Source organism: Roseiflexus sp. (assembly GCF_057785375.1).
This window is the reverse complement of record NZ_JBYNRX010000025.1, coordinates 1-24855: the sequence shown is the minus strand read 5'-3', so window position 1 is coordinate 24855 and position 24855 is coordinate 1. Positions and strand designations below refer to the sequence as shown.

General features: G+C 60.9%; 19 protein-coding genes and 1 tRNA gene. 9 read left to right on the top strand and 11 right to left on the bottom strand.

Translation table 11 applies throughout. The features are described 5' to 3' along the window. From AC3EA7_RS04710 to rpsL, 4 genes are all read right to left on the bottom strand, one after another. Positions 1–122, bottom strand: a 122-nt coding sequence (locus tag AC3EA7_RS04710) for a GTP-binding protein (protein ID WP_488612880.1), incomplete at its 3' end; no start/stop codon positions are given. 58 nt (positions 123–180) lie between these two features. After that, entirely contained in the window at positions 181–2286 is a 2106-nt protein-coding gene (gene fusA / locus AC3EA7_RS04705) for an elongation factor G (RefSeq protein WP_488612879.1), read from the bottom strand. 227 nt (positions 2287–2513) lie between these two features. Further along, entirely contained in the window at positions 2514–2987 is a 474-nt protein-coding gene (gene rpsG, locus AC3EA7_RS04700; RefSeq protein ID WP_488612878.1) for a 30S ribosomal protein S7, read from the bottom strand. Between the two features lie 58 nt (positions 2988–3045). Then, positions 3046–3480, bottom strand: coding sequence for a 30S ribosomal protein S12 (gene rpsL, locus AC3EA7_RS04695; RefSeq protein WP_011955950.1), 435 nt, complete (start codon positions 3478–3480; stop codon positions 3046–3048). A 303-nt stretch (positions 3481–3783) separates the two neighbouring features. Between rpsL and AC3EA7_RS04690 the strand changes: the two genes are divergently transcribed. The 3 genes from AC3EA7_RS04690 to AC3EA7_RS04680 all read left to right on the top strand — a co-directional run bounded on the left by AC3EA7_RS04690 (position 3784) and on the right by AC3EA7_RS04680 (position 5529). After that, positions 3784–4698, top strand: coding sequence for an NAD(P)/FAD-dependent oxidoreductase (locus tag AC3EA7_RS04690; protein WP_488612877.1), 915 nt, complete (start codon positions 3784–3786; stop codon positions 4696–4698). A gap of 140 nt (positions 4699–4838) precedes the next feature. Next, on the top strand, positions 4839–5315 hold the full coding sequence (locus tag AC3EA7_RS04685; protein WP_488612876.1) for a hypothetical protein: 477 nt from the start codon (positions 4839–4841) through the stop codon (positions 5313–5315). 137 nt (positions 5316–5452) lie between these two features. Further along, a tRNA-Glu gene (locus tag AC3EA7_RS04680) sits at positions 5453–5529 on the top strand. 206 nt (positions 5530–5735) lie between these two features. On the opposite strand, the gene AC3EA7_RS04675 is transcribed toward AC3EA7_RS04680, so the two are convergent. From AC3EA7_RS04675 to nifH, 5 genes are all read right to left on the bottom strand, one after another. Then, a complete protein-coding gene (locus AC3EA7_RS04675; RefSeq protein WP_488612875.1) occupies positions 5736–5948 on the bottom strand; it encodes a hypothetical protein in 213 nt (70 codons plus the stop codon). A gap of 80 nt (positions 5949–6028) precedes the next feature. Then, entirely contained in the window at positions 6029–7456 is a 1428-nt protein-coding gene (locus AC3EA7_RS04670) for a nitrogenase component 1 (RefSeq protein ID WP_488612874.1), read from the bottom strand. Next, on the bottom strand, positions 7453–8883 hold the full coding sequence (locus tag AC3EA7_RS04665) for a nitrogenase component I subunit alpha (RefSeq protein ID WP_488612873.1): 1431 nt from the start codon (positions 8881–8883) through the stop codon (positions 7453–7455). The genes AC3EA7_RS04670 and AC3EA7_RS04665 overlap by 4 nt, the downstream gene beginning before the upstream one ends. Then, complete coding sequence (locus AC3EA7_RS04660; protein WP_488612872.1) at positions 8852–9793, bottom strand: radical SAM protein; 942 nt, start codon at positions 9791–9793, stop codon at positions 8852–8854. Before AC3EA7_RS04660 ends, AC3EA7_RS04665 begins: the two co-directional genes overlap by 32 nt. Before the next feature lie 27 nt (positions 9794–9820). After that, positions 9821–10642, bottom strand: coding sequence for a nitrogenase iron protein (gene nifH / locus AC3EA7_RS04655; RefSeq protein WP_488612871.1), 822 nt, complete (start codon positions 10640–10642; stop codon positions 9821–9823). A gap of 794 nt (positions 10643–11436) precedes the next feature. On the opposite strand from nifH, the gene AC3EA7_RS04650 reads away from it, so the two are divergent. The 4 genes from AC3EA7_RS04650 (at position 11437) to AC3EA7_RS04635 (ending at position 18460) form a co-directional block, all read left to right on the top strand. Beyond that, entirely contained in the window at positions 11437–12357 is a 921-nt protein-coding gene (locus AC3EA7_RS04650) for a polysaccharide deacetylase family protein (protein ID WP_488612870.1), read from the top strand. Then, a complete protein-coding gene (locus tag AC3EA7_RS04645; RefSeq protein ID WP_488612869.1) occupies positions 12354–15260 on the top strand; it encodes an ABC transporter permease in 2907 nt (968 codons plus the stop codon). The genes AC3EA7_RS04650 and AC3EA7_RS04645 overlap by 4 nt, the downstream gene beginning before the upstream one ends. 85 nt (positions 15261–15345) lie before the next feature. Further along, the gene (locus tag AC3EA7_RS04640; RefSeq protein ID WP_488612868.1) at positions 15346–15780 is read left to right on the top strand and encodes a hypothetical protein; all 435 of its coding nucleotides are present in this window, start codon (positions 15346–15348) and stop codon (positions 15778–15780) included. A 55-nt stretch (positions 15781–15835) separates the two neighbouring features. Next, positions 15836–18460 (top strand): C25 family cysteine peptidase, encoded by a 2625-nt coding sequence (locus AC3EA7_RS04635; RefSeq protein WP_488612867.1) that lies wholly within the window; start codon positions 15836–15838, stop codon positions 18458–18460. A 290-nt stretch (positions 18461–18750) separates the two neighbouring features. On the opposite strand, the gene AC3EA7_RS04630 is transcribed toward AC3EA7_RS04635, so the two are convergent. Continuing rightward, positions 18751–19182: a hypothetical protein gene (locus AC3EA7_RS04630; RefSeq protein ID WP_488612866.1), complete on the bottom strand. Its 432-nt coding sequence runs from the start codon at positions 19180–19182 to the stop codon at positions 18751–18753. 214 nt (positions 19183–19396) lie between these two features. Between AC3EA7_RS04630 and AC3EA7_RS04625 the strand changes: the two genes are divergently transcribed. Then, positions 19397–20197, top strand: a complete 801-nt coding sequence (locus AC3EA7_RS04625) for a cyclase family protein (protein WP_488612865.1) — start codon at positions 19397–19399, stop codon at positions 20195–20197. A 4-nt stretch (positions 20198–20201) separates the two neighbouring features. Here AC3EA7_RS04625 and AC3EA7_RS04620 read toward each other — a convergent pair whose 3' ends face one another. Continuing rightward, positions 20202–20612 (bottom strand): hypothetical protein, encoded by a 411-nt coding sequence (locus tag AC3EA7_RS04620; RefSeq protein WP_488612864.1) that lies wholly within the window; start codon positions 20610–20612, stop codon positions 20202–20204. 499 nt (positions 20613–21111) lie between these two features. On the opposite strand from AC3EA7_RS04620, the gene nifJ reads away from it, so the two are divergent. Then, the gene (gene nifJ / locus AC3EA7_RS04615; RefSeq protein ID WP_488612863.1) at positions 21112–24690 is read left to right on the top strand and encodes a pyruvate:ferredoxin (flavodoxin) oxidoreductase; all 3579 of its coding nucleotides are present in this window, start codon (positions 21112–21114) and stop codon (positions 24688–24690) included. The last annotated feature ends 165 nt before the right edge of the window (positions 24691–24855 follow it).

Below are 24855 nucleotides of genomic sequence, written 5' to 3'. Positions count from 1 at the left end.
GCGCCTTGCAGGGCGAGCACCTTGGTGATCGCGGCGGTCAGCGTCGTCTTGCCGTGGTCGACGTGACCAATGGTGCCGACGTTGACGTGCGGCTTGGTGCGCTCAAACTTCTGTTTTGCCATTGCTTTGTATTGCTCCTTGCAGCGTGCTTACAAATCGGTGCCTTGAACATACGACGGACTAGCCGCGCCGTTTTTCGATAATCTCCTTTGCCAACGCCTCCGGCAGCGGCTGGTAATAGGCAAACTCCATCGATGACGTTGCGCGCCCCTGCGTCGCCGAGCGCAGGTCGGTCGTATAGCCGAACATGGATGCCAGCGGGACGTAGGCCCGGATGACCTGCGCATTGCCGCGCGCTTCCATACCTTCGACGTGACCACGGCGCGAATTGATGTCGCCGAGCACAGCGCCGAGAAAATCTTCCGGCGTGACAATCTCGACCTTCATCACCGGTTCGAGCAGGATCGGGCGACCCTTGCGCACTGCTTCCTTCAGCCCCATCGAAGCAGCGATCTTGAACGCCATTTCTGATGAGTCGACCTCGTGGTACGAGCCGTCGTAGAGCGTAACCTTCAGATCAACCACGGGATACCCGGCGATCACGCCGCTCGCCATCGCTTCCTTGACGCCCGCCTCGACTGCCGGGATATACTCGCGCGGAATAACGCCGCCGACGATCGCATTGACGAACTCGAACCCTTTGCTGCGCTCGAGCGGTTCGACCTGCAGTTTGACGTGGCCATACTGGCCCTTGCCGCCGCTCTGCCGCACGAACTTGCTGTCCACGTCCGCCGGAATCGTGATCGACTCGCGGTACGCCACCTGCGGCTTGCCCTGATTGGCTTCGACCTTATATTCGCGGCGCATGCGATCAACAATCACCTCGAGGTGAAGTTCGCCCATGCCGGCGATGATCGTCTGCCCGGTCTCCTGATCGGTGAAGACGCGGAACGTCGGGTCTTCTTCCGCCAGTTTGCTCAGCGCAATCGCCAGTTTATCCTGGTCGGCCTTTGTCTTCGGCTCGATCGCCAGTTGAATGACCGGCTCCGGGAAACGGATGCTTTCCAGCACGATGGGATCGTTCGGATCGCAGATCGTATCGCCGGTGTAGCTCTGCTTGGGACCGACCATGGCTGCGATGTCGCCGGCATAGACCTCCTTGATCTCCTCGCGATGGTTGGCGTGCATCTGCAACAGGCGACCAATGCGTTCGCGCTGATTGCGCGTCGAGTTGAGCACGTAGGAGCCGGTCTCCAGTTTGCCGGAATAGACCCGGAAATACGCCAGTTTGCCGACGAACGGGTCGGAGACGATCTTGAACACCAGACCGGTAAACGGCGCATCTTCCGACGTCGGTCGTGTAATCATCTCAACGCCATCGTCGCCGGCGACCTGACCGGGGCGCGTGCCGCGCACCGGCGGAATATCAACCGGCGACGGCAGGTAGTACACCACCGCGTCGAGCAGGCGCTGCACTCCTTTATTGCGCAGGGCGGCGCCGCACAGCACCGGCACCAACTTGCCTTGAATCGTGGCCTTGCGCAGTGCGCGGCGCAGTTCTTCAACGCTGAGCTCTTCTCCTTCGAGATAGAGGAGCATTAACTCATCGTCGGTCTCGGCGATCGCTTCGATCATCTCATTGCGCAGGCGTTCCGCCTCGTCGGCGACCTCCGCCGGGATCGCTTCCAGTTCTTCGCGCTTCCCCTGATCATCGACGTAGATAAACGCCTTGTTGGTGATCAGGTCGACAATGCCACGGAAGCGATCCTCCGAGCCAATCGGAACCTGAATGGGAACCGGTTTTGCGCCGAGGCGCTCTTTGATCATGTCCACTGTGCGCAAGAAGTTGGCGCCGATCCGGTCCATCTTATTGACGAAGCAGATCCGCGGCACGCGGTACTTATCCGCCTGCCGCCACACTGTCTCCGACTGCGGCTCGACCCCGGCGACGGCGTCGAACACCACCACACCGCCGTCGAGAACACGCAGCGACCGCTCAACTTCCGCGGTGAAGTCGACGTGACCAGGAGTATCGATAATATTGATGCGATACGGCGTCCCTTCGACCGTCCACTCAGCAGTGGTGGCAGCGGCCGTGATCGTAATGCCGCGCTCACGCTCTTGTTCCATCCAGTCCATCACCGCGGTGCCTTCATGCACCTCGCCGAGTTTGTAGGTGCGACCGGTATAGAACAGGATGCGTTCGGTCGTGGTGGTCTTCCCCGCATCGATATGGGCAATGATGCCAATGTTTCGTATCCGCTCTAACGGCACTTCACGAGGCATGAGATACTCTCCCCTCTTCTGCACTAGGTGTACCGCTCAATTCGCATCTGGTCGCCGGAGACCGCGTGGCGCTCGCCGCCGTTGTCACGCCGCCGCCTGTCGTCTCACAGGAAGATCAACCGGATATGAGACAATCTCGTGATTGGTGTTGGCTTCGACAGGCTCAGCCAACGCCAACTGCGTCACAGGTGCAAGCGTGTTTGTTCGGATTTAGATCGATCTGCCTATCAGAACCGCCCGTAGTGCGAGAAGGCGCGATTGGCTTCCGCCATGCGCTGCACATCCTCTTTTCGTTTGATCGTTGCGCCGGTATTATTGTACGCATCGATCAACTCGGCGGCCAGGCGCTCATACATCGGCTTGCCCGAACGTGCGCGCGCCGACATGAGCAACCAGCGCATCGCCAGCGACTGCCGGCGGTCGCTCTTGACCTCGACCGGCACCTGATACGTGGCGCCGCCAACGCGCCGCGGCTTGACCTCGATCACAGGTCCCGCGTTGCGTATGGCAGTCTCGAAGATCTCCAGCGCGGGCTTTTTCAGACGCTCTGCCGCCAGGTCGAACGCCTGATAGACGATCTTCTCGGCGATGCTCTTTTTGCCGCGCTGCATAACCTTATTAATAAACTGCTGCACCAGCACGCTGTTGAAGCGTGGGTCTGGCGGTGGAATACGCCGCTCAATCGTGCCTCGACGGGGCATAGGCTACCTCATCACACAGGTTGCAGCCGGCAACTGCCGCTGCGCTGCATCGTGAACCTTACTTCTTCTTTGCCGGAACCGCACTGGCTTTCTTTGTGCCGTACTTCGAACGACCCTGCTTGCGATTGGCGACCCCCTGCGCGTCGAGTGTGCCACGCACGATGTGGTAGCGCACGCCAGGCAGGTCCTTCACGCGCCCGCCGCGGATCAACACGACCGAGTGTTCTTGCAGGTTGTGCCCTTCGCCTGGAATGTACGCAGTTACTTCCATCCCGTTCGACAACCGCACGCGCGCAATTTTGCGCAGCGCCGAGTTGGGCTTTTTCGGAGTCATCGTTCTGACCTGCGTACAGACGCCGCGTTTGAATGGCGACCCTTTGCCGCGTGTCAGTTTCCCCTTCAAGACATTCAGGCTGAAACGCAACGCAGGCGCCTTGACTTTCTTCGTGACCCGCTTGCGCGGCTTCCGAACCAGCTGATTGATTGTCGGCATGCTGCTCCTGTCCTCCCCATCGCGCGCGACGCGCGTGCGTCCGCCATCATCTGGTCACTTTGCAAAAAAAATCTTTGCCCTTCACTGGTCGTAGCGACAGCCACGCCTTAGTTTGGGGCCAAAACGCAGACAATAAAATGCCTGTGCGATTTCTGCACAGCGGTATGGAAGTATAGCACAGGAACAAGCGCATGTCAAAACCCGTTTGAACGCGAGAGGAGTCTGGTATACTAAGGCGAGGAGCGCAACGATGAGCGTAGTGCAACAGGTGCACGCAGCGTCTGGCGTGACAGGGAGGGCATCATGCGGGAACTCATTATCATCGGCGGCGGCGCAGCGGCGCTCTCCGCCGGGATGTATGCGCTGGGCAAGCAGCTCGATTTTGTGATGATCTATGAGTCGTTGGGCGGCAAGGCCGGCTGGCGGCAGAACCTGGTCGGGCAGGAGGAGGTCGAGTATCTGGCTGGCGAAGAAGCAGTGCGCATTTTTGAGCGCAAGATCGCAATGCAGATCGACCGCACCATCCGTGATACGGTCACGGCAGTGCACCGTTCGGACCAGGGTTTTCGCGTCGAGACGCGCAACCATGGCGTGATCGAGGCGCTTGCCGTGATTGTGGCCACCGGTGCGACGCCGGTGCGCCTCAAAGCGGCGGGGGCGCAGGAACTGCTCGGTCAGGGCTTGGGCTACTCGGTCACCACGCATGCGCATCTGCTGGCAGGGAAGACGGCCGCAGTCATCGGGGCGACGCACCGGGCGTTGCGCGGCGTCGCCGAACTGGCGCGCACCGCCGAGAAGGTCTATCTGATTGTTCCAGAGTTGCACGACGTCTCATTGCCAATAATGCACGCCGTCGGTCAGCGCCCGAATGTGGAAATCCTGACGGGGCATACAGTTGATGAAGTGGTGGGATCCATGAATGTTGAGGAAATCGTCGTTTCGCGCGATGGCCAACAACGTCGCATCCCGGTCGATGCCGCGTTCGTCGATGTGGGGTTGCGCCCGTGCAGTGAGATGGTGCAGCATCTGGTGCGCACCGATCAGGACGGCTTTATCTGGGTCGATGAGCGGATGGCGACGACGGTTCCGGGCATCTTCGCCGCCGGTGATGTGACGACATCATTCGGCGAACAGGTGCTGATCGCAATTGGCGATGGCGCGCGCGCGGCGCTCAGCGCCTACGATTATCTGCTCATGCGAACGCCGTTTGCGCGGTGATGCAGCGCAACTTCAGGCGAGCACGGCTCGTCATACCGGTTGGAGACGCAGGGGCGCAGGGGTGCAGCGCGTGAAACCGCGCGGAGGCGCCGGCAGAACAAAGGGCGCCCCTGTGCGATTCATCATGAAGGAGGGGCAATATGAGTGATCAGACGCCAAACGCCGGTCAACCTGAGCCGCAGAAAGAGACGCCTGACCTGACTGCCGAACTGCGCGAGATGGGTCAGCAGCTTGAGGCGTTGTTCCGCGCGTTCATCGAAAGTGAACGCACGAAGCAGATGCAGGCGACGGTAGCGAAGAGCGTGCAGAATGTGGCGGCAGTCGTGCGGCAGACGGCGGAAAAGATTCAGACTGATCCACGTTTCCAGCAGGTGGAGGATCGCAGTCGTCAGGCGCTCGAACGTGCGCGTGAAAGCCAGGTGTTCCACGACGTACAGGAAGCGTTGGTCACTGGTCTGGAGCAGATCAATACGCAGTTGCACAAACTGGTCGAAAAACTCGAAGCCGAGCGCGCTGCCGGTGCGCAAACCGGGCAGGGGAACGAAGCCAACCCGCCGGTCGAACATGTTCCGCTCGAGGCGCCGGCAACCGGTGAAACGAAGAAACTGGAGGAGTAGGGGGCAAGTTATCCACGAAGGACACGAAGGGACACGAAGGTAATGTTCCTGATTTCTGATCTTCGTGCGTCTTCGTGAACTTCGTGGATGATGGTTTGCCTGGCATTCGGATTACTGGTATAATGCAACGGGGGAATGCCCCCATAGTCTAGCGGCCCAGGACGTCACCCTTTCAAGGTGAAGATCGCGGGTTCGAATCCCGCTGGGGGTACCAGGAACCGCCCGATGAGGAAGTCATTGGGCGGTTGTGTTTTTAAGAGCGCGTCTGAACAAGTCAATTGGGTGGGCGAAGGCGTTGCCTTCACCCACCCAACTGCACCTTATGAGGCGAGTTTTCCGACATACTCTGAGACGATCGCCTGACGCTGAGGAGGGGTCAATGCCGTCTGTCGCAACAGTCCGGCACGATAACGGCCCGTCTTATCCCTCCTCCTCGATCCCCACAAGCGCGTAGATTGCTTCACCGTGCGTGATGCGGCTGACATATGGGTGCAGGGCTGCGTCATCGGAAACGCGCCGGTAAATGGTGCGCGTATTGGCTTCATGCTCGATGAGCAGGTAGTCGCCGTGGATGCGGATGGGCGGCTCGTTGTGGTTGACCGCAGTTTCGTCATAGCCTTGAACGTCGTCCATCCTGGTGCACCTTTCCTTGTCTGCTCCATCGGAAGAGCGGGTCTCAGACCCGCCCGTACTTGTTGGCTGAGACGGACCCCCTACGGATGGTGTGCGGCGCCATTGCGTAGCGTGATCGGAATGTCTGTTGGTCCTTCGACGCCGGTTTCAATCAGGGTGTTGCTCACAATCGTTGTTGCGCGGCGCTCGAAGATGGCGTTGGTGACCTCGTCGACCAGCGCAATTGCGCCATTGTAGCCAACGATAGATCGACGATGGTAGCCAAAGCGATCTTCGACCGGGAAACCAACTCGCACCAGCGGGATGTTTTCCGCTTCGGCGATAAATTTGCCTTTCGAGTGTCCCATGAGCAGATCGACCGGTCGTTGCTTGATCCGCTTGTGCAGCTCGTGCAGATCGCCCTTGAGAATGATCTCGCTCTCGACCCCCAGTTCCTCCATCAGTTCGACCATTCGTTCCCCCCAGGCGCGATTGTCGGCGGCGGTCAGGATGTATGCGGGGGTCATGCCCATTTCGGCGATCAGCCCAACCAGTCCTTCGAGCAGGTCGAGATCGCCGTAGAGGGCGACGCGCAATCCCGAGGTGTACATATGCGTGTCAACCAGGGCGTCGAGCAGGCGCGCTCGTTCGACCTCGAGCGTTTCGGGAATGGCATGATCGGTGATCGCAATCAACGTATCGACGAAAGCATCGGTGTTTTTCAGACCGATGGGCATGGTCAACACGTGGGCGGGAACGTTGTAGCGCCGCTCGTAGATGTGCGCCGCTTCGCCGCCAATGTGACGCTGGAGCGCAATCGTCGCCAGCGACTTCGAGGAATTGCGCAGTTCCTCGACGGTCGTGCCGCCGCGTGGAAAGTGGGGACGCGGGTTGTAGTAGCCGCCATCGAGGGTCTCCTCATAGTCGGTGATCCACAGTCCGTGCAACCCTATCTCGCGCAGGATGCGCTTCAGTTCGCGGATGTCGCCGGGGTTGACCCAGCCGGGAATGATGTTGAGTTTGCCGTTGGTTTCCCCTTTCTTTTTGCGGCGATCCGGCAGGTTGAGTGCGATCTCCTTGAGAAAGTTGTCGAAGCCGGTCGTGTGGTTGCCGATATACGACGGGGTTTTGACTGACAGGATCGGGATGGTCACCTCCGGGTGCTTGTCCAGAAACTCGTCGATGATCCCGGGAATGTCGTCACCGATCGTTTCTGAAAGACAGGTCGAGCAGACCATGATCATGGTTGGGTGGAATCGTTCCCAGATATGCTTCAGCGCCGCGAGCAGGTTCTGTTTGCCGCCGTAGACCGTCGTCTTTTCGGTGAGCGAGGTGGTGGCGACTTCGACCGGTTCGCGGAAGTGGCGCGCCATCTGGTGCCGCGGATAGGTGGCGCATCCCTGCGAGCCATGGTTGATCGTAATAGCGCCGTGAATGCCGTAATTGGCGAGCATCGCCCCGATCGGCGCGCATGAGCGGGTCGGGTTGATGGCGACGGCGCGCTCCTGAACTGTGAGAAAACTTGTCATCCTGGCACCTCCTCGAAACCATGCGCTGTGCGGCGATCGGCGGGTGCGGGTCGGGCGTGCTGGTGCAACACGTTCCAGACCGGCGCGTGCAGGGCTTTGTCGATGTCGCGGGCGAAGTTGACCATGCCCACAAAACCGGCGTAAGGTCCGGTGTCATAGGTATGCCCGTTGACGAATGGCACGCCCAGTTTGTATGCCACATACCGCTCCTTGTTGCCTGAGATGAACAGGTCGGGTCGGCGGCGGGTCAGGACTTCTTCGATTTCGGGAACGTTCGGATTGTCGATCACCAGCGCGCCATCGGCGATCTGTCTGAAAATCTTCTCGTAATCGTCGGTGTGCCCGAAGGTCGTGGCTGCCGTCTCGGTCTCCATGCCCAATTCGCGCAAGAGTTCGATCCAGTGCCACACGCGCGGTCCTCCCTGGTAAATGAAGACGCGCTTCCCCTGCAAACGTTGACGGTATGCGTCAATATGGGGCTGAATACGGGCGACTTCGCTGGCAATCACCTCTTCGGCGCGCGCTTCAAGCCCGAAGAATGCGGCTGTGTCGCGCAGCGCCTGCGCCATGTTCTTGATGCCCCAGAGGGTGACGTTGATGTAGGGGGTGCCGTACTTTTCCTTCATCATATCCGCGATGTAGGTGGCGGAGCGTTGACAGTGTACAATGTTGAGGGCTGCCTTGTGCATGATTTTCAGGTCGTCCACCGAGACATTTCCGGTAAAGCGGGCGATAATCCGCAATCCGAGCGCCTCGAAGAGATACTCGAAGGTGCGGATGTCATTCTTAATGTTGTAGTCGCCGATGATGTTGATTGATCGGCTGAAATCGCCTTCCGGCTCGGCCGAGCCGACCAGTTGGCGGAAAATCGTCTCATTGCCGACGTGATGCCCCATCGACTGGCTGACGCCGCGAAATCCTTCGCACTCGAAGAACACTACCGGCTTGCCGATGATTGCTTCCGCCTGTTTGGCGACATCGCGCCCGTCGTCGCCGATCAGCGCCGTCGAACAGGTGTTGTAGATGAAGACCGCCTTCGCATCGGGAAACTCGGCGTTGGCTTCGATGATCGATTGCAGCAGTTTTTTCTCGCCGCCGAAGACGATGTTGGTCTCGTTCATGTCGGAGACGAAGGTGTACTTGATATGAAAGTCGCTTTCGGCGAGGTGCGGACGGTAGCCCCACGAAAAGAACGCGCACCCGATTGGCCCGTGGGTCAGTTGGATGGCGTCCTTAACCGGTCCGCCGACGACGCCGCGACAGCCGGCGTAGGTGCAGCCGCGCTCGGTCATATCGCCCGGCGTCGTTGCGACGTTGCTGGCGATGAAACAGTTGGTTCCATCGCCGCGCTGACACGTCCCGCCCGGTCCCTTGAGCGCGATATGGATCGCTCGTTCAGGCAGGGTCTGATTGCATTTGAACTGCATCACGTTTCTCCTTCCGCTGCGCCAGAAACTTCGGAATACAGACCTGGTTCCCCGTACCGCATCCCTCCTCGCCGGGAACGCCGATGGCATCGGCGCGACACCGCTGGCAGTTGCGAAACTGCTCGATGACCGTCGCGCACTCGTCGCGCACCCGGTTGACCAGGTCGGGTAAGGGTTCCGGCAGGTGTGCAAACTTCGCCAGGGGCATGAGCGGGATGATGTTCATGATGTACGCGCCGTGATCTTTGACGACGCGCGCGACGTCGATCAGGTGATGATCATTGACGCCCGGGATAAGCACCGAGTTGACCTTGACCGCCATCCCGCGCAGCGCCGCTTCACGGAGACCGGTCAACTGGTTGCGCAGGAGGAGCGTACACGCCTCGCGTCCACGATAGGTTTTCCCCTGATACCGCACATAAGCGTAGATTTGCCCGGCGATCACCGGGTCAACGGCATTGATCGTGATGGTCAGTGTCGTAATGCCGGCCCGCTCGATGGCATCGATTTGATCCGGCAGCAGCAAGCCGTTGGTCGAGAGGCAGCGGATCAGCTGTGGAAACTCATCGCGCGCGCGCTCGAATGTGGTGAGCGTCGCCTGATTCGCCAGCGCATCGCCTGGACCGGCCACGCCAAGGACGCGGAGGCGCGGGTCGTGGGCGATGGCGTGGCGGACGGTGTGGAGCGCCTCGTCGGGCGACATGACCCGCATGGTGACGCCAGGACGATTTTCGTTCGGGCATGCGTATTTGCGGATGCAATAGTTGCACTGGATGTTACAACGGGGCGCCACCGGAACGTGGATGCGTCCGAAGCGGAAATGCGCTGCCCGGCTATAACACGGATGCGTGCTCAGATCGACCTTGGGAAAACAGACGCCCTGGCACGATCCGGCGGATGAAGCGTCCATTGAAGCCTCCATGACGCTGGCGCGCCGCTAATCGACAATGCCGTACTCGCGCATCAAATCTTCGAGTTCTTCCTGGGTGATAGGCGTTGGGATGGTAAACTCGTCGTTCTCATCGATCTTGCGCGCCAGTTCGCGGTACTCTTGCGCCTGCGGCAGATCGGGATCGTAGTCGATGACGGTTTTCTTGTTGATCTCGGCGCGCTGGACGTCCTTGCTGCGCGGGATGAAATGGATCATCTTCGTATTGAGACGGCGTGCAAACTCATCGACCAGCGCCTGCTCGTTCTCGACGAGGCGCGAGTTGCAGACCAATCCGCCGAGGCGGGCATAGCCGCGTTCGGCGAACTTCTTGATGCCTTTGCAAATGTTGTTGGCCGCGAAGAGCGCCATGTACTCGCCGGAACAGACGATGTAGATCTCTTCGGCATACCCTTCGCGGATCGGCATGGCAAACCCGCCGCACACGACGTCGCCAAGGACATCGTAGAAAACATAATCGAGATCGTCCTTATACGCGCCCAGGGTTTCGAGGGTTTGGATGGCAGTAATCACCCCGCGCCCGCCGCAGCCGACGCCGGGTTCAGGTCCGCCTGACTCGACGCATTTGACGCCGCCATATCCCTGAACGACCACCTTCTCGAGTTGCACGCTTTCAGGACCGACATCGCGCAGCGTGTCGAGCACCGAGGGCTGGCGCATGCCGCGAAGCAACAGACGGGTGCAATCCGCCTTGGGGTCGCACCCCACCACCATCAACCGATACCCCATCGACGCCAGTGCTGCCGCTGTGTTCTGCTGCGTGGTGGACTTACCGATCCCGCCCTTGCCATAAAAAGCGACCTGCCGCATGGTTCTGCTCCTTTCCATCGAACACGCGCACGATACTGCGCGTGAGCGCAAACCGGACGGTTACGAGTGCGCGAACGAGGACCTTGCCGGGCGAGCGGCGACGAAGGAGCAGGTGCAGCGAGATAGAAGATGCACAGGCGCTCACGCTGCCGCTGCGCAATCCTGGCGACAATCCAGGGCGCACGAAATACTGGCCCGGCAGCATGAGCGGGAAGGGGACATATGCTATAATGCCACCGCATCGGCGCTCACGCCGCCGCTGCATCGATCCCCCGCCGGTGCCAGCGGCGTGGGGATCGCCTGTTACCTGAGCCGATCGGCTGGATGTCGGGCTGCAGGATCGCCAGGATTGCGATTGCAGTGCCAGTGCAACCGCTTCCCTCCCCCTGATTGAATGCGCATCCCAGAACTCAGCCCGCTTGGCGAACGCTGCTCAGGCAGGTTGGCGCACCACTGCAAAGAAGCATCATTGAGGATCACGACACTGCGGCGTCGCAGGGATTGAGCGTGATAATGGTATGTACGAGAGCCAGGACGCTCAACGCCACTGTTGGGTTCCATCGGTGGGATTTGGAGAGAATATACCATTGATTGTCTGCGTTGGCAATACATTTTTGAGACGTGATCGTTAACATTCGATAACTAATGCAGGGTGGTTGTTGGTTTTGAACATATACGTTTGTGGGATATTATTCGTGCAGGGTGCAGGTGACGGTCACCTGGGGCAAAAGGCGTGTGCTATAATGCATTGGTGAGCGATACAGTGGGGTCTTCAATCGAAGAAGATTGCGCCAATGACGACCCGTTTGACGATTCACGTGCTCTTCACGCTGGATTGTGAGAGCATTGCGATCCGCACCGCGAAGGAAGGACCGCGCACCTGGGAGCAGAGCGCGCGCGCAATCGAGGGGTACTCCAATCGTCTGTTGCGGGCAGGTTGCCCGCCGACGCTCTTCCTGGCGCCGCAGTGCGCCGTCGAGCATACGCCGCTCCTCGAGGAGCTCGCCGGGCGCGGCGCTGAACTCGGGTTGTACGTCAACCCGTTGCATGCGGAGAGCGGATTGTACCGTAACTTCCTGGGAACCCTGTCGCCGGACGTGCAGCGCCAGTTGATCGATGAGGCTGCCGAACGCTTTGCCGATGCCATTGGCGTTCGCCCGCGCTCGTTTCGCCCCTGCAAGCATTCGGCAAGCGACGAGACCTATCGCTTGCTCTATGACCTCGGTTTTCGCCAGGGATCGATTGCACAGCCGGGCTTCGTCCTTCCGCGGATCGGAGTAGACTGGGAACACGTGTCTCATCACCCGCGCTATGTTGATAACCGCCACCACGAGCGCTCCGGCGACCTGCCGTTTCTCGATGTTCCGGTGACCACCGATCCCGATCAGCGGCAGATCACCAACCTGCCGTATGAACTGCGGATCGATGCCGGAACGCTCGAGGCGCTGCATCAACCGGTGATCGACCGGGCAATCGAGCGGATGATCGAAGATGCAGCACCATTCTGCGCGCTCTGCTTTACGTCCGATAATCGTCCGGCATATGACAATGATGATGATAAACATAGCCTGACGCTGGAGTCTATCCTCGATTATCTCGAAGCGCTTGGTGAACGCCACCATCTGGTTCCGACCACCCTCGCCGGCGCACACGAGCGCTTCCGCGCCGTACGATATGCACTGAGTGTATCGCCGGATAAAGAGACGCTCCAATGATTCGTCAACTGGCTCTTGTTCTGGCGTTTCCCTCCGTTATCTGGCGACGGTTGCTGAGCCATCTGGGGCTGGCGCTGGCGGTCTGGTCCGGCATGGCGCTGGCAGTCGGCATGGTTGTCTGTATTCCAGTCTATGCCGAGGCGTCGGGGTACCGCATTCTGCTGGCGGCGCTCACCGAACGCGCCATCGCCGATCCGTTGCCGCCATTCGCCCTGATCTACCGGTATGGCGGCGCCTCCGATCCCTCGATTTCGTGGCAGCAGTACCTCCTTGCCGATCAACTGGCGGGGGATCTTCCGGCTGCAGGGATCGATCTGCCAGCGCCGCCAGGCGTCCGCTTCGCCGCAACGGAAAAATTGCGGGTTGGCTTCCCCGACGGCGCCGGTCGAGAAGTGGTGTTTGCCCGCATTGGGTTTCTCAGCGGCATCGAGCGGCATATTCAGATTGTCGAAGGCGATCTGCCGCGACCGTTCACCGGCAAGGGTCCGCTGGACGTACTCGTGTCGGAAACCACGGCGTCGAAGAATACGTTGCTGATCGACGATCTGTACCTGGTGCAATCGACCGGTCGCGGACCGCGCATCGATGTGCTGGTGCGGATCGCGGGCATCTGGCGACCGGCGGACGCCGATGCGAGTTATTGGTTTCAGACGCCATCAACGTACAGCGATGTGTTTCTTGTGCCGGAAGCAAGTTTCATCCGGCTTGTCGATGTTCCCGATGCGCGCTTCGTCACACTGGCGGCATGGTATACCGCGATCGATGGCAGCGGCGTGCGCAGCAGCGATGTCGAGCGGCTACGGGAACGGATTGCGACGGCAACCGCCGATATTCAGCAACGTCTCCCTGGCGCCGAACTTGTGCGTTCGCCGATGGATGCGCTGGAACGCCATCGTGATCAGGTGCGGGTCTTGACCGTCACGCTGGCGCTGTTTGCCGTGCCGTTGCTGGTGGTGATCGGGTGCTTTGTGGTGCAGGTCACCGAAATGACCGTCGCGCGTCAGCAGCAGGAGATGGCGATGCTGCGCAGTCGCGGCAGTTCACGCTGGCAGGTGCTGGGGCTGGCGCTTGGTGAAGTGCTGTTGCTCGGCGCCGCAGCGTGGGCGGCTGGTTTACCGCTGGGATGGGCGCTGGCGCAGTTGATTGCCTGGACGATCTCGTTTCTGCGTTTCGCACTGCTCGATGTTCCCACGCCAACGCTGCTGCCTGCCAGCCCCTGGCACGCGCTGGCGACCATTCTCCTGGCGCTGCCGGCGGTGCTCCTGCCTGCACTGAGCGCCGCCGGTCGCACGATTATTTCGTATAAGAGCGAACGCGCGCGCGCCACACGCCCCCCTGTCTGGCAACGGCTCTATCTCGATGTACTCCTGCTGATGCCAGCACTCTATGGTTATCAACAGTTAAGGCTGAGTGGTATGATCGGCGTGCCTGGCGTTACTGTCGGCGCGGACGATCCGTTCCGCAATCCGCTGCTGCTGCTCGCGCCGGCGCTGATGGTTTTCGCCGGTGCGCTGATTGGCATGCGCTTTCTGCCACTGCTGTTGCGGGCACTGGCATGGGTTGCGGGGCAGGCGCCGGGGGTGGCGCTGGTCACGGCGCTGCGCTTCCTGTCGCGCACGCCGGGGACGTATGGCGGACCGGCGCTGCTGGTGGCGCTGACGCTGGCGCTGGCGACATTCACGTCATCCATGGCGCTGACCCTCGATCGTCACAGTGAAGAACGGGCTTACTACCGGGGTGCAGCGGATGTGCGCCTAGCGTACCCGGGCGCAGCGGTTACCTCGGCAAACATCGCCGGCGACCGGGAAATTGCGCTGGCGGAAACCAGCCTCGATCTGAGCGGCGGTACGCTGGGAACGACCGGAGAAGCCGATACGACGCCGAGCACGGCATATCTGTTCGTGCCGATGGAAGAATATCTGACTATTCCAGGGGTGACCGGCGCTACGCGGGTGGCGCCGGGCAAAGTGGATATTATCGTGGGGAATAATCCTGCCACCGGCGGCATCTTCTATGGCGTCGACCGAACGACGCTCGCGGCGGTGCTGGCGGATGCCTGGCGTCCTGACTATGCCGATGAGTCGCTTGGCGCGCTGATGAATCGTCTGGCGGATTACCCTGATGCAGCGCTGGTGTCGGAAACGTTTGCACGGGAGCGCGGGCTGCGGATTGGCGACCGCTTCACGCTGGCGATGAATGATCGCGGGCAGACGCAGAATGTGACCTTTACCGTTGTCGGCACGCTCACCTACTTTCCAACGCTCTATGATCAGGGGCTGCCATTCGTCATTGGAAACCTGGATTACAGTTTCGACTCGCAAGGGGGGCAGTACCCATATGAGGTCTGGTTATCGCTGGCGCCAGATGCAAACCTGCAAGCGGTCGCGGCAGCAGGGATCGGGTATGGGTTGCGCATGATCCGGTCAACGCCGCAGACGCTGCTCGACCTCGATCTGCGCCGACCGGAGCGGCAGGGTCTGTTCGGGTTGCTCTCGGTCGGTTTTCTGGCGACAACGGTGGTCACCGTGATCGGGTTCGTTGCCTACACCCTGCTCTCGTTTCAACGGCGGCTGGTGGAGCTGGGGGTTCTGCGCGCGATTGGTCTGAGTACACGGCAGTTGAGCATGGTGCTGGTGTTTGAACAGACGCTGGTGGTTGGGTTTGGCGCAGCGCTTGGAACGGCCGTTGGCATTCTGACAAGCCGATTGTTTATTCCGTTCCTTCAGGTGCGGACGGGCGTCTACCCGGAAACGCCGCCGTTCGTCGTGCAGATCGATTGGGAACGGATTGCGCTGGTGTATGGAATCTCCGGCGGGCTGCTCACTGTGACGATTGTCGCAATTGTGTTGCTTTTGCGCCGGATGCGAATCTTCGAGGCGGTGAAACTTGGCGAGGCGGTGTAAGCGGATGATGAAGACGCTTGAAGAACCGGGGCATCTCTGCTACTATAACCGCAATCGCGTACTACAGGGATAAGGAGCGCCTTGCATGCCTCGATTTGTGATTGCAATTTGCGCTGGCATCTTCGCAGCCGGATTGCTGACAGGTTTTGCCCGGGTAATGGAAGCGGCAGCGCTGCGCGCCATTCCGCATGCGCCGTTGCTGGCGTTGACCGAAACGGTCGAAGCGCGCCCGACTGATACTCCACTGCCCACGGAGACGCCGCCGCCGACGACCCCGCCGGAGACGCCGCCGCCGACGACCCCGCCGGAGACGCCGGTTCAGGAACAGCAGACGCCGCCGCCGACTGCGACGGTTGTGTCGACCGAAACGCTAACTCTGACGCCAACGCCAACCGCATCGATTCCTGTCACCTTGCCTGGAACCGGAGCGTCCGCCGCCGGTGGCGCACCGTTGATTCTGCTGTTGCTGGCGCTGATTGTTGTGGCTGGCGGTTTATTAACACGCAGCCGTAAGGCATAACCCGGAGGAGAATCGGCGCGGCAGAAGCGTTGCTGCCTGTGCTGCCTGAATTGCAATGATGACACGTCTTGCTCTCGTTCTTGCGCTGGTCATCGGTAGTGTGTGGGGTGCTGCGACATCTGCCGGCGCCATCGATCATGGCGGCGAAACGCTGGTTGTTCAGACAATGGGCAGCCGAACGCGGATCGTCTGGCAGCCGACCGGGATTGATCCATCCCAGCCGGTTGAACCGGTTCTGGTTGCGTTGCATGTCATTGGTAATGCGGTTGTCGTGCCGCGAGTGCTGGCGCTCGATGATGCGCCATGGGCGGGCGAACCCGATAATCTGCCCGTGGCGCCGGTGTTTGTTCTGCGCGAGTCGTCTCAGCGTGGCGAGCGGCTGGCTGTGCTGGCGCTGAATCCGGTCTACCTGCGTGATGGGCAGGCGCGCATGGTGCGCATGCTCGAGGCGCTGATTGAAGACGCGACTCCGCTGGATGACGCTCCCGTTCCTGCCGCTGCCGCATCCCTGGCAGCGCCTGCCTCTGGTCGTCCGCCGGACTTTCCGCCGTCTCCGGCGCTGCGGGTGCGGGTGGACCGTGCAGGGATGCAGGTCATTCCGGTCAGCGTTCTGCCCCCGGCGATCGTCGGGGCTTCGGCGCGCATCAGGCTCAGCCGCGCCGGGGTGGAAATTCCGCTCGAACTGCATGACGCGAATGGCAATGGTGTGTGGGGCGATCCCGACGATGAACTGCGCTTCTACGCGCCGCCGCCAGGCGATCGCTGGAACCGCAGTGATACGTACTGGGTGACCCTCGAAGATGGTGCGCGACTGCGCGTTTCATCACGTGCGGCTGGCATACCACCGGGTGAAGCTCCGTCCAGCGCGCTGGAGCGGGGTGTCGTGCGTGGAATGACCTACTATGACTCGCGTCGTCCTGGCAGCGACGGCGATCACTGGTTTGCGAAGCTGTTGCGCGCCGAAGCGGGGCAACCGGCGGACGATCAGGCGGTCATGACCGTTCCGTTGACGACGACTCTGCCAGCAGCAACTGGCATGGTAACCCTGACGGTCTACGTCCATGCACAATCGGGCGGCGCCCGGCGTCTGACCGCGTCTGTCGAGCCGAGCAGCGGATCGCCGGTTGAGTGGAGCGGCAGCGGAGATGCGACCCTGACTCTCAGTGTGGCAGGCAGTCCAGCGGCTGCACCACAGGCGCGCCTGACGCTGACCGCCGTCGCCGGGTATGTGCAGGTTGCTGTCGATACCGTCGCATGGATGCGACCGGTGCAGTTGCAGTTCGGCGGTAAGGGTGCGGTCTTTCGAGGCGCGTCAGACCAGCGCGCCTACCGGTTGACCGGTGCGCCTTCCGGGTTCAATGTCTACGACATCACCGATCCGATGGCGCCGGTACGACTACAGTTGCCTGCCGGTTCCGCGTTTGAAGATGGTTTGCCAGGACGGTCGTATCTCCTGACCGGCGATGGAACTGTGTTCACGCCGATTGTCGAAGCGTTTACGCCGCCAGCATTGCCAGCCGGCGATGTGCTGTACATTGCCCCCTCGATGCTGCACGCGGCGCTGGCGCCGCTCATCGACCTGCGACGCACACAGGGATACAGCGTGGCGGTCGTCGATGTGCAGCACATTTACGACGGTTGGAGTTACGGTCAGGTTGATCCGGCTGCGATCCGCGCCTTCCTGCAATTCGCGCGACCTCAGGCAGTGACACTGGTCGGCGACGGCAGTTCCGATCCGTTTAACTACACGGATCGCGGTGCGAAGAACGTCAACCTGATTCCGCCGTACCTGGCGATGGTCGATCCGTGGTTGGGCGAAACCGCGTGTGAAACGTGTTACGCGCAGCTTGATGGCGAGCGCCCCACCGATGATCGGTTGCCGGACGTCTGGTTGGGACGGCTGCCGGTGAAAAGCGCTGCTGAGTTGCAGATGCTGGTCGCCAAAATTATCCGGTACGAAACGGCGGCAACTGGTGGGACGTGGCGTAGCCGGATGATCTACCTGGCGGATGATGCGGACACAAGCGGCGATTTTGCTGTCCAGGCGGAAGCAAGTATTGCGCTCCAGCCGACAGGTATTCAGATCAGCCGGGTCTTTTTCGGCAACGGTCCCGGTCAAATCCCAACCGCAGCGGCCGCGCGGGCAGCGACGATGGCGCAGTTCAGCAGCGGAGCAGCAGTCGTCGCCTACGTTGGGCATGCGCACCAGCAGCAGTGGGCGGTGACCGAGTTGAGCGCGCCGGAGAACTGGCTGCTCCATCGTTCCGACGTAGCGGCGCTGACGAATGGCGAGCGGTTGCCGGTCGTGCTGGCGCTCACCTGTCTGAGTAGCGCATTTCAATGGCCCTCATACGTGGGCATGACACTCGATGAGGCGCTGTTGTTGCACGAGAAGGGCGGCGCTGTGGCGGTCTGGGGTCCAACGGGGCTTGGCGTTTCCTATGGGCACGACAAGTTGCAGCAGGGATTCTTCCGCGCCTTCTGGTCGCCGGCGCCGGATGTGGGAGTTGAACGTGCCGTGCCGCTCGGTGCATTGACCGGCGCCGGTTTTCGGGAACTGTTCACCGGCAGTGCATGCTGTCAGGAAACGATCTTCACCTATGCGCTGCTCGGCGATCCGCTGACACCGCTGCGTATAACGGCGGGAGCGCGTGTGATGCTGCCGCTGGTGCAGCGGTAGCATGTGTTGTGATAGCGGAACAGGCGTAAGCCGACAGGGAATGCTGCGGCTTATGTCCGACCAGGTCCATCGTTGCACGAGGAGCGCTTGTGCGCAGCCTGATCGCTGTGCCGCGCTGTGCTATACTTCATGCCCCAGTTCTGGCTATTGCCTGGCAGAGAGGAGCAAAGTCCAGCGATGTCTGTGATTCGGCGCCTGATGACAGCGGATGAGTTGTTCCACACGCCTGCCGATGGATTCCGGTACGAACTCGTCCGGGGAGAACTGCGCCGTATGTCGTCAGCCGGATATCAGCGTGGCCGCATTGTGATGAACGTGGCTACGCCGCTCGAATCGATCCAGCGTTGCCACGCTGGACGACGGCGCGCCGTGATTTCGGGCAAGCGCGCACCGTTGATGCCGGCGCTGCGCAGCACCAGAAAGCACACCCGGTCACCCTGCTCACACCCGATCCACCCGTGGAGCGTGCGTCCATCGGCGAGGCGCACCTGCACGGCGGCGTTGAACACCCGCAGATTGACGCTTTCCTCCCACGTTTGCGAAAATGTGATTTCCTGGTAGGGAATGCCATGCCGGCGCAGCGTAGCGGCAATGGCGTCTTTGTGCGTGCGTATCTCCGACGGGCGGACATACCGCACCGCCACGGCGACAATCAGGCAGAGGAGCATACTCGTCGCCATGCCTGCCGCCAGCAGATACCGACGATCATGTTCAGCGAGCACCGGCGCATCCTGCGGATTGACGACTTCCTCTCGTGTGATTATACTACACTTTATCGTGCTATTCTTTGCGCCTTCCGTCACAAGGGCGCGCCATGCGACTCCGGGTTGTGCCCGTGGGGTTCTTTGGCGTACCTGGGAGACGAAGGCGCTGCCGGATCCGTGTCAGCCGTATGATAGGAGGTTAAGGATGTGTCTCCCGGAAACGCTCGCCAGCATGCGGTCTCCTGAAATCAGCCGCCGCAACCTGCTCAAATTCGGTCTTGGCGCTGCCGTCGCCGCTGCGTTGCCGCTCGGGTCGGCGCAGGCGGCGACGGTGCGCCGCACCACATTCCGCCAGGTGCTCGACCTGACCCATGTGCTTGGGACGCAGTTTCCGCTCTTTCCCGGCGCGGCGCCATTCCGCATTCAGCAGGCGGTCTCGCACGACAAGGATGGCTACTATGGCAGCATCCTGACCTACTGGGAGCATTCAGGGACGCACATGGACGCACCGGTGCATTTTGCGCCGAATGGGTTGTTTGTTGACCAGTTGAAGGTGGAAAATCTTGTGGTTCCGGCAGTGGTGATCAACATCACCGAAAAAGTGCGCCGTGATCCTGATTCGGTCGTGACGCCGGACGACATTCGCGCCTGGGAGCGACGCTACGGGCGCATTCCCGACAATGCCGCCGTGCTCATGGCGAGCGGTTGGGGCGCTCGAGCCGCCTCGGTCGAGGCGTTTCGCAATACCGACAGCAGCGATGTGATGCACTTCCCGGGCTTTGGCAAGGATGCGATTGACTTTTTGCTGACCGAACGGCGCATCTCCGGCATTGGCGTTGATACCTTGAGCCTCGACCATGGACCATCGACGACGTTTGCCGTTCACTACACGCTGCTGCCGACCAACCGCTGGGGGTTAGAGAACCTGGCGAATCTGGAGTCGATCCCGCCAAGTGGCGCGACGCTCTTTGTGGGTGCGCCGAAGATTGCGGCAGGTTCCGGCGGGCCGACTCGTGTGATGGCGGTCTGGTGAGCCGTCAGATAACGAATGCGTCGAATTCCGGTGCGGCAAGCATGCCGGCGCGCGGCATCACTATCTCGCGGTAGCGACGCTCTTCGCTGGCGGTGCGCACCAGGTCGTATAGTTCGTCCCGGCGCTGCGGGTCGTCGAAACTGCGGGCAAGCCGTTCGAGACGCAGGCGATCATCCGGCATCGCGGTCAGCCGATACATCGGTTGACCGCAACACTCTGTTTTGCTCAGCAAGCCGGTGTTTGCCAGTTCATCGAGCGCCTCGGCGATCGCCCACGGGCTTTCGCGCAGACGTTGCTGCGCGTTGGCTGTACTCAGGCTCAGCCAGGGATATTCGGCAAACAGCAGAACGAGTCGAAGTTTCAACAGCGAGTCGATCTGTCCAGGGGAAATGAGCCCTTGTTCATAGCGCTCCATCGCTCACCTCATCGTGAGAACGGCTACAAGGCAGCACCGCCTTGACTCTCGATTGGCGGACATCGATCACGCTCGTTCCGCCTCAGTGACGTTGATTGCGGAGACACGAAGGACTCACCCGTCATCAGGAGTGACCCACGCATTCCCCCAAATGCGGTATAAGCGCATATTCCGAACGCTTATCTCCTGATCTGTTTCAGATCGTAGCACGGGCTGCGCCAGCGATGAGGCGGAGCGTCGCTACGCACGGTGAACGTTCCATAACGAATATGCGTTTCCGTTAGCATTTCCTGTGTCTATCCCCACGAACTATGGCGAGGAAGCGTCACTCTCTGTTGCGTGTTCTTCACTGCCTGGCTTTCCGGTGCGGCGTATACTGTCAAGCGTGCTACACAATAATTTGTTCCCTTTTGCCATATCTCTTGCCAGAGTCGGCTGACGTGACAGCATTCGCCAGGCCGCTTCTTTGTTGCATGCTCTGGCTTGCGAGGAGGTCACCATGAAACGGAGTTGGGTAACGCTGGAAGGCAATGAAGCTGCTGCCAGCATCGCGTATCGCTTGAGCGAAGTTATTGCGATTTATCCCATCACACCCTCGACGCCGATGGGCGAATTGGCGGATGCCTGGGCTGCCGCCGGAAGGCCCAATCTGTGGGGGACGCCGCCGCTGGTCATTGAGATGCAGTCGGAAGGCGGTGCGGCTGGTGCGTGTCATGGAGCGTTGCAACGCGGCGCGCTGACGACGACCTTTACCGCATCGCAGGGACTGCTCTTGATGATCCCAAACATGTACAAGATCGCCGGTGAACTGACGCCGACGGTCTTTCATATTGCGGCGCGCTCGATTGCAGCGCATGCGCTGTCGATCTTCGGCGATCATCAGGATGTGATGGCGGTGCGGCAGACGGGATGGGCGCTGCTGGCGTCGTCGTCGGTGCAGGAGGCGCATGATCTGGCGCTGGTGGCGCACTCGGCGACGTTGAAGGCGCGCGTGCCGTTCCTCCATTTCTTCGACGGCTTCCGCACGTCGCACGAGATCAATAAGATTGAGCAATTGACCGATGACGACCTGCACGCGATGATTGATCCATCACTGATCGAGGCGCACCGCGCGCGCGCGCTCAGCCCGGATCATCCGATTATTCGCGGGACGGCGCAGAACCCCGATGTGTACTTCCAGGCGCGTGAGACGGTCAATCCCTTCTACGCCGCCACGCCTGGCATCGTTCAGGAAACGATGGAGAAGTTCGCGCAGTTGACGGGTCGCGCCTACCATCTCTTCGATTACACCGGCGCGCCGGACGCCGAGCGCGTGCTTGTGATCATGGGGTCTGGCGCGGAAACGGCGCGTGAGACAGCGCAGTTCCTGGCAGAGCGTGGTGCGAAGGTCGGTGTGGTGACGGTGCGCCTCTATCGCCCGTTCTCGGTGGCGCATTTTGTGGCGGCATTGCCAGCGACCGTGCAGCGCATTGCGGTGCTCGACCGTACGAAGGAAGCGGGGAGCAGCGGCGAGCCGCTCTATCTCGATGTGGTGGCGGCAATGGCGGAGAGCGGACGCCACCTGCCGGTGATCGGCGGTCGATATGGTCTGTCGTCGAAAGAATTCACCCCCGCAATGGCAAAAGCCGTCTTTGACGAATTGACGAAGGATCAGCCGAAGAATCATTTCACGGTGGGCATTGTCGATGATGTGGGGCACACCAGTCTGGATGTCGATCCATCGTTCTCGATCGAGTCGCCGCGCACCGTGCGCTGCCTGTTCTACGGTCTTGGCGCAGATGGCACCGTCGGCGCCAACAAGAACTCGATCAAGATCATCGGCGAAGAAACCAACAACTACGCGCAGGGCTACTTCGTCTACGACTCAAAGAAATCCGGGTCGATGACGGTGTCGCACCTGCGCTTCGGTCCCGATCCCATTCGCGCTCCCTATCTGGTCGAGCGGGCAAACTTTGTCGCCTGCCATCAATTCTCGTTCCTGGAGCGCATCGATGTGCTCAAGGCGGCGGAACCGGGCGCGGTCTTCCTGCTCAACAGCATGTATGGACCGGACGAGGTCTGGTATCACCTGCCGCGCGAAGTGCAGGACGACATTGTGCGCAAGCAACTGAAGTTCTACGTCATCGATGGCGACCGGGTGGCGAAAGAGAGTGGCATGGGACGCCGGGTCAACACGGTGATGCAGACGGCATTCTTTGCGATTTCAGGCGTGCTGCCGCGCGAGGAAGCTATTGCCGAGATCAAGCGCAGCATCAAGAAGACGTATGGCAAGCGCGGCGAAGCAGTGGTGCAGCAGAACTATCGCGCCGTCGATGCCGCTCTGACGCGCCTGTACGAGGTCGATGTCGAGAAGTTCGCCGGGTTCCGCTCACCGAAGACGCGCCGGCCGCCGGTACCCGACAATGCGCCCGACTTCGTCAAAGATGTGCTTGGTCCGATGATCGCCTACGAAGGCGACTCGTTGCCGGTGAGCAAACTGCCGGTCGATGGAACCTTCCTCACCGGCACGGCAGCCTGGGAGAAACGCGCGATTGCGCTGGAAGTGCCGGTCTGGGAGCCGGACATCTGCATTCAGTGTGGCAAGTGCGCGTATGTGTGTCCCCATGCAGTCATCCGCACGAAGGTGTACGAACCGGCGCTGCTCGAGGGTGCGCCCGAAACGTTCCTCAGCAGTGAGGCGCGCTTCAAAGAGTTCCCCGGTCAGAAGTACACGCTGGCGATTTCGCCGGAAGACTGCACCGGCTGCGGGTTGTGCGTCGAAGTTTGTCCGGCGAAGGATAAGCGGCAGGTGGGGCGCAAGGCGATCAACATGAAGCCGCTGGTCGATGTGCGCGAGCGTGAAGTGCGCAACTGGGACTTCTTCCTGACCATCCCGGATGTCCCACGGACCGCCATGCATCCGGGATCGATCAAGAACTCGCAATTGCTCCTGCCGCTGTTCGAGTTCTCTGGCGCCTGCGCCGGGTGCGGCGAGACGCCGTACATCAAACTGCTCACGCAACTGTTTGGGGATCGGACGTTGATTGCCAATGCAACCGGTTGTTCGTCGATCTACGGCGGCAACCTGCCGACGACGCCGTACACGAAGAATGCCGACGGGCGCGGTCCCACGTGGAGCAACTCGCTCTTTGAGGATAACGCCGAGTTTGGTCTCGGTATGCGACTGGCGCTCGACCAGCAGATCGAGCATGTGCGGGAACTGCTGCCACTGTTTACGCCGGTGGTGGGGCAGGACCTGGTGGATGCGCTGTTGAACGCTGACCAGAGCACCGAGGCGGGGATCGCTGCACAGCGCGAGCGCGTTGAGTTGCTCAAGCAGCGTTTGCATACGCTGGATCGCAGCCAGTTCCCGGATGTTGTCGAGCGTGAGCACGAACTCCTCAGCCTGGCGGATGTATTGGTGAAGAAGAGCGTCTGGATCGTCGGCGGCGACGGCTGGGCATACGACATCGACTATGGCGGGCTCGACCATGTGCTGGCGTCGGGGTACAACGTCAATGTGCTGGTGCTCGACACCGAGGTGTATTCGAACACTGGCGGGCAGGCGTCGAAAGCGACGCCGATCGGTGCAGTCGCCAAGTTTGCCGCCAAAGGCAAGGCAGTGCCGAAGAAGGATCTCGGTCTGATTGCGATGGCGTATGGCAACATCTACGTGGCGCGGGTGGCGATGGGCGCCGACGATGTGCAGACGCTGCGCGCCTTTATGGAGGCGGAGGCGTATGACGGACCCTCGCTGATTATTGCGTACTCGCACTGCATCGCCCACGGCATCGACATGCGCAAAGGTCTCGAGCAGCAGAAACTAGCGGTTCAGACCGGCTACTGGCCCCTGTACCGTTACAACCCGATGCTGGCAGCCGAAGGGAAGAATCCGTTGATCATCGACTCGAAAGACCCGACGCTGCCGCTCGAGAAGTTCGTCTATAACGAGACGCGCTACCGCATGCTGGTGCAGAGTGACCCGCATCGCGCAGAAGATCTGTTGCATAAAGCAGAGGCGTCGGTGCGTGCACGCTGGCAGCACTACAAGGAACTGGCGACGCTCAGTGAGGTTAAGGCGGAACACGACGGGCATTGAGCGGTGGCATTCTGAGGCTTCGTGGCGGGGGCGGGCCAACGCGGTGTATGGGGCGGGTCTGTGACCCGCCTCTACGATTGGCGCGCGCTGGTGGATGGCGACCCGGCGTGGGGGCGGGTCAACGGTGTATGGGGCGGGTCACAGACCCGCCCCGACGATTGGCGC

Coding starts and splice junctions, on each gene's coding strand:
- fusA (WP_488612879.1), bottom strand. CDS start 2,286: ATGCCTCGTGAAGTGCCGTTAGAGCGGATACGAAACATTGGCATCATT.
- AC3EA7_RS04645 (WP_488612869.1), top strand. CDS start 12,354: ATGATTCGTCAACTGGCTCTTGTTCTGGCGTTTCCCTCCGTTATCTGG.
- AC3EA7_RS04650 (WP_488612870.1), top strand. CDS start 11,437: ATGACGACCCGTTTGACGATTCACGTGCTCTTCACGCTGGATTGTGAG.
- AC3EA7_RS04635 (WP_488612867.1), top strand. CDS start 15,836: ATGATGACACGTCTTGCTCTCGTTCTTGCGCTGGTCATCGGTAGTGTG.
- AC3EA7_RS04685 (WP_488612876.1), top strand. CDS start 4,839: ATGAGTGATCAGACGCCAAACGCCGGTCAACCTGAGCCGCAGAAAGAG.
- AC3EA7_RS04625 (WP_488612865.1), top strand. CDS start 19,397: ATGCGGTCTCCTGAAATCAGCCGCCGCAACCTGCTCAAATTCGGTCTT.
- AC3EA7_RS04660 (WP_488612872.1), bottom strand. CDS start 9,793: ATGGACGCTTCATCCGCCGGATCGTGCCAGGGCGTCTGTTTTCCCAAG.
- AC3EA7_RS04640 (WP_488612868.1), top strand. CDS start 15,346: ATGCCTCGATTTGTGATTGCAATTTGCGCTGGCATCTTCGCAGCCGGA.
- rpsL (WP_011955950.1), bottom strand. CDS start 3,480: ATGCCGACAATCAATCAGCTGGTTCGGAAGCCGCGCAAGCGGGTCACG.
- AC3EA7_RS04620 (WP_488612864.1), bottom strand. CDS start 20,612: ATGGAGCGCTATGAACAAGGGCTCATTTCCCCTGGACAGATCGACTCG.
- AC3EA7_RS04670 (WP_488612874.1), bottom strand. CDS start 7,456: ATGACAAGTTTTCTCACAGTTCAGGAGCGCGCCGTCGCCATCAACCCG.
- AC3EA7_RS04665 (WP_488612873.1), bottom strand. CDS start 8,883: ATGCAGTTCAAATGCAATCAGACCCTGCCTGAACGAGCGATCCATATC.
- nifJ (WP_488612863.1), top strand. CDS start 21,112: ATGAAACGGAGTTGGGTAACGCTGGAAGGCAATGAAGCTGCTGCCAGC.
- AC3EA7_RS04675 (WP_488612875.1), bottom strand. CDS start 5,948: ATGGACGACGTTCAAGGCTATGACGAAACTGCGGTCAACCACAACGAG.
- AC3EA7_RS04690 (WP_488612877.1), top strand. CDS start 3,784: ATGCGGGAACTCATTATCATCGGCGGCGGCGCAGCGGCGCTCTCCGCC.
- rpsG (WP_488612878.1), bottom strand. CDS start 2,987: ATGCCCCGTCGAGGCACGATTGAGCGGCGTATTCCACCGCCAGACCCA.
- nifH (WP_488612871.1), bottom strand. CDS start 10,642: ATGCGGCAGGTCGCTTTTTATGGCAAGGGCGGGATCGGTAAGTCCACC.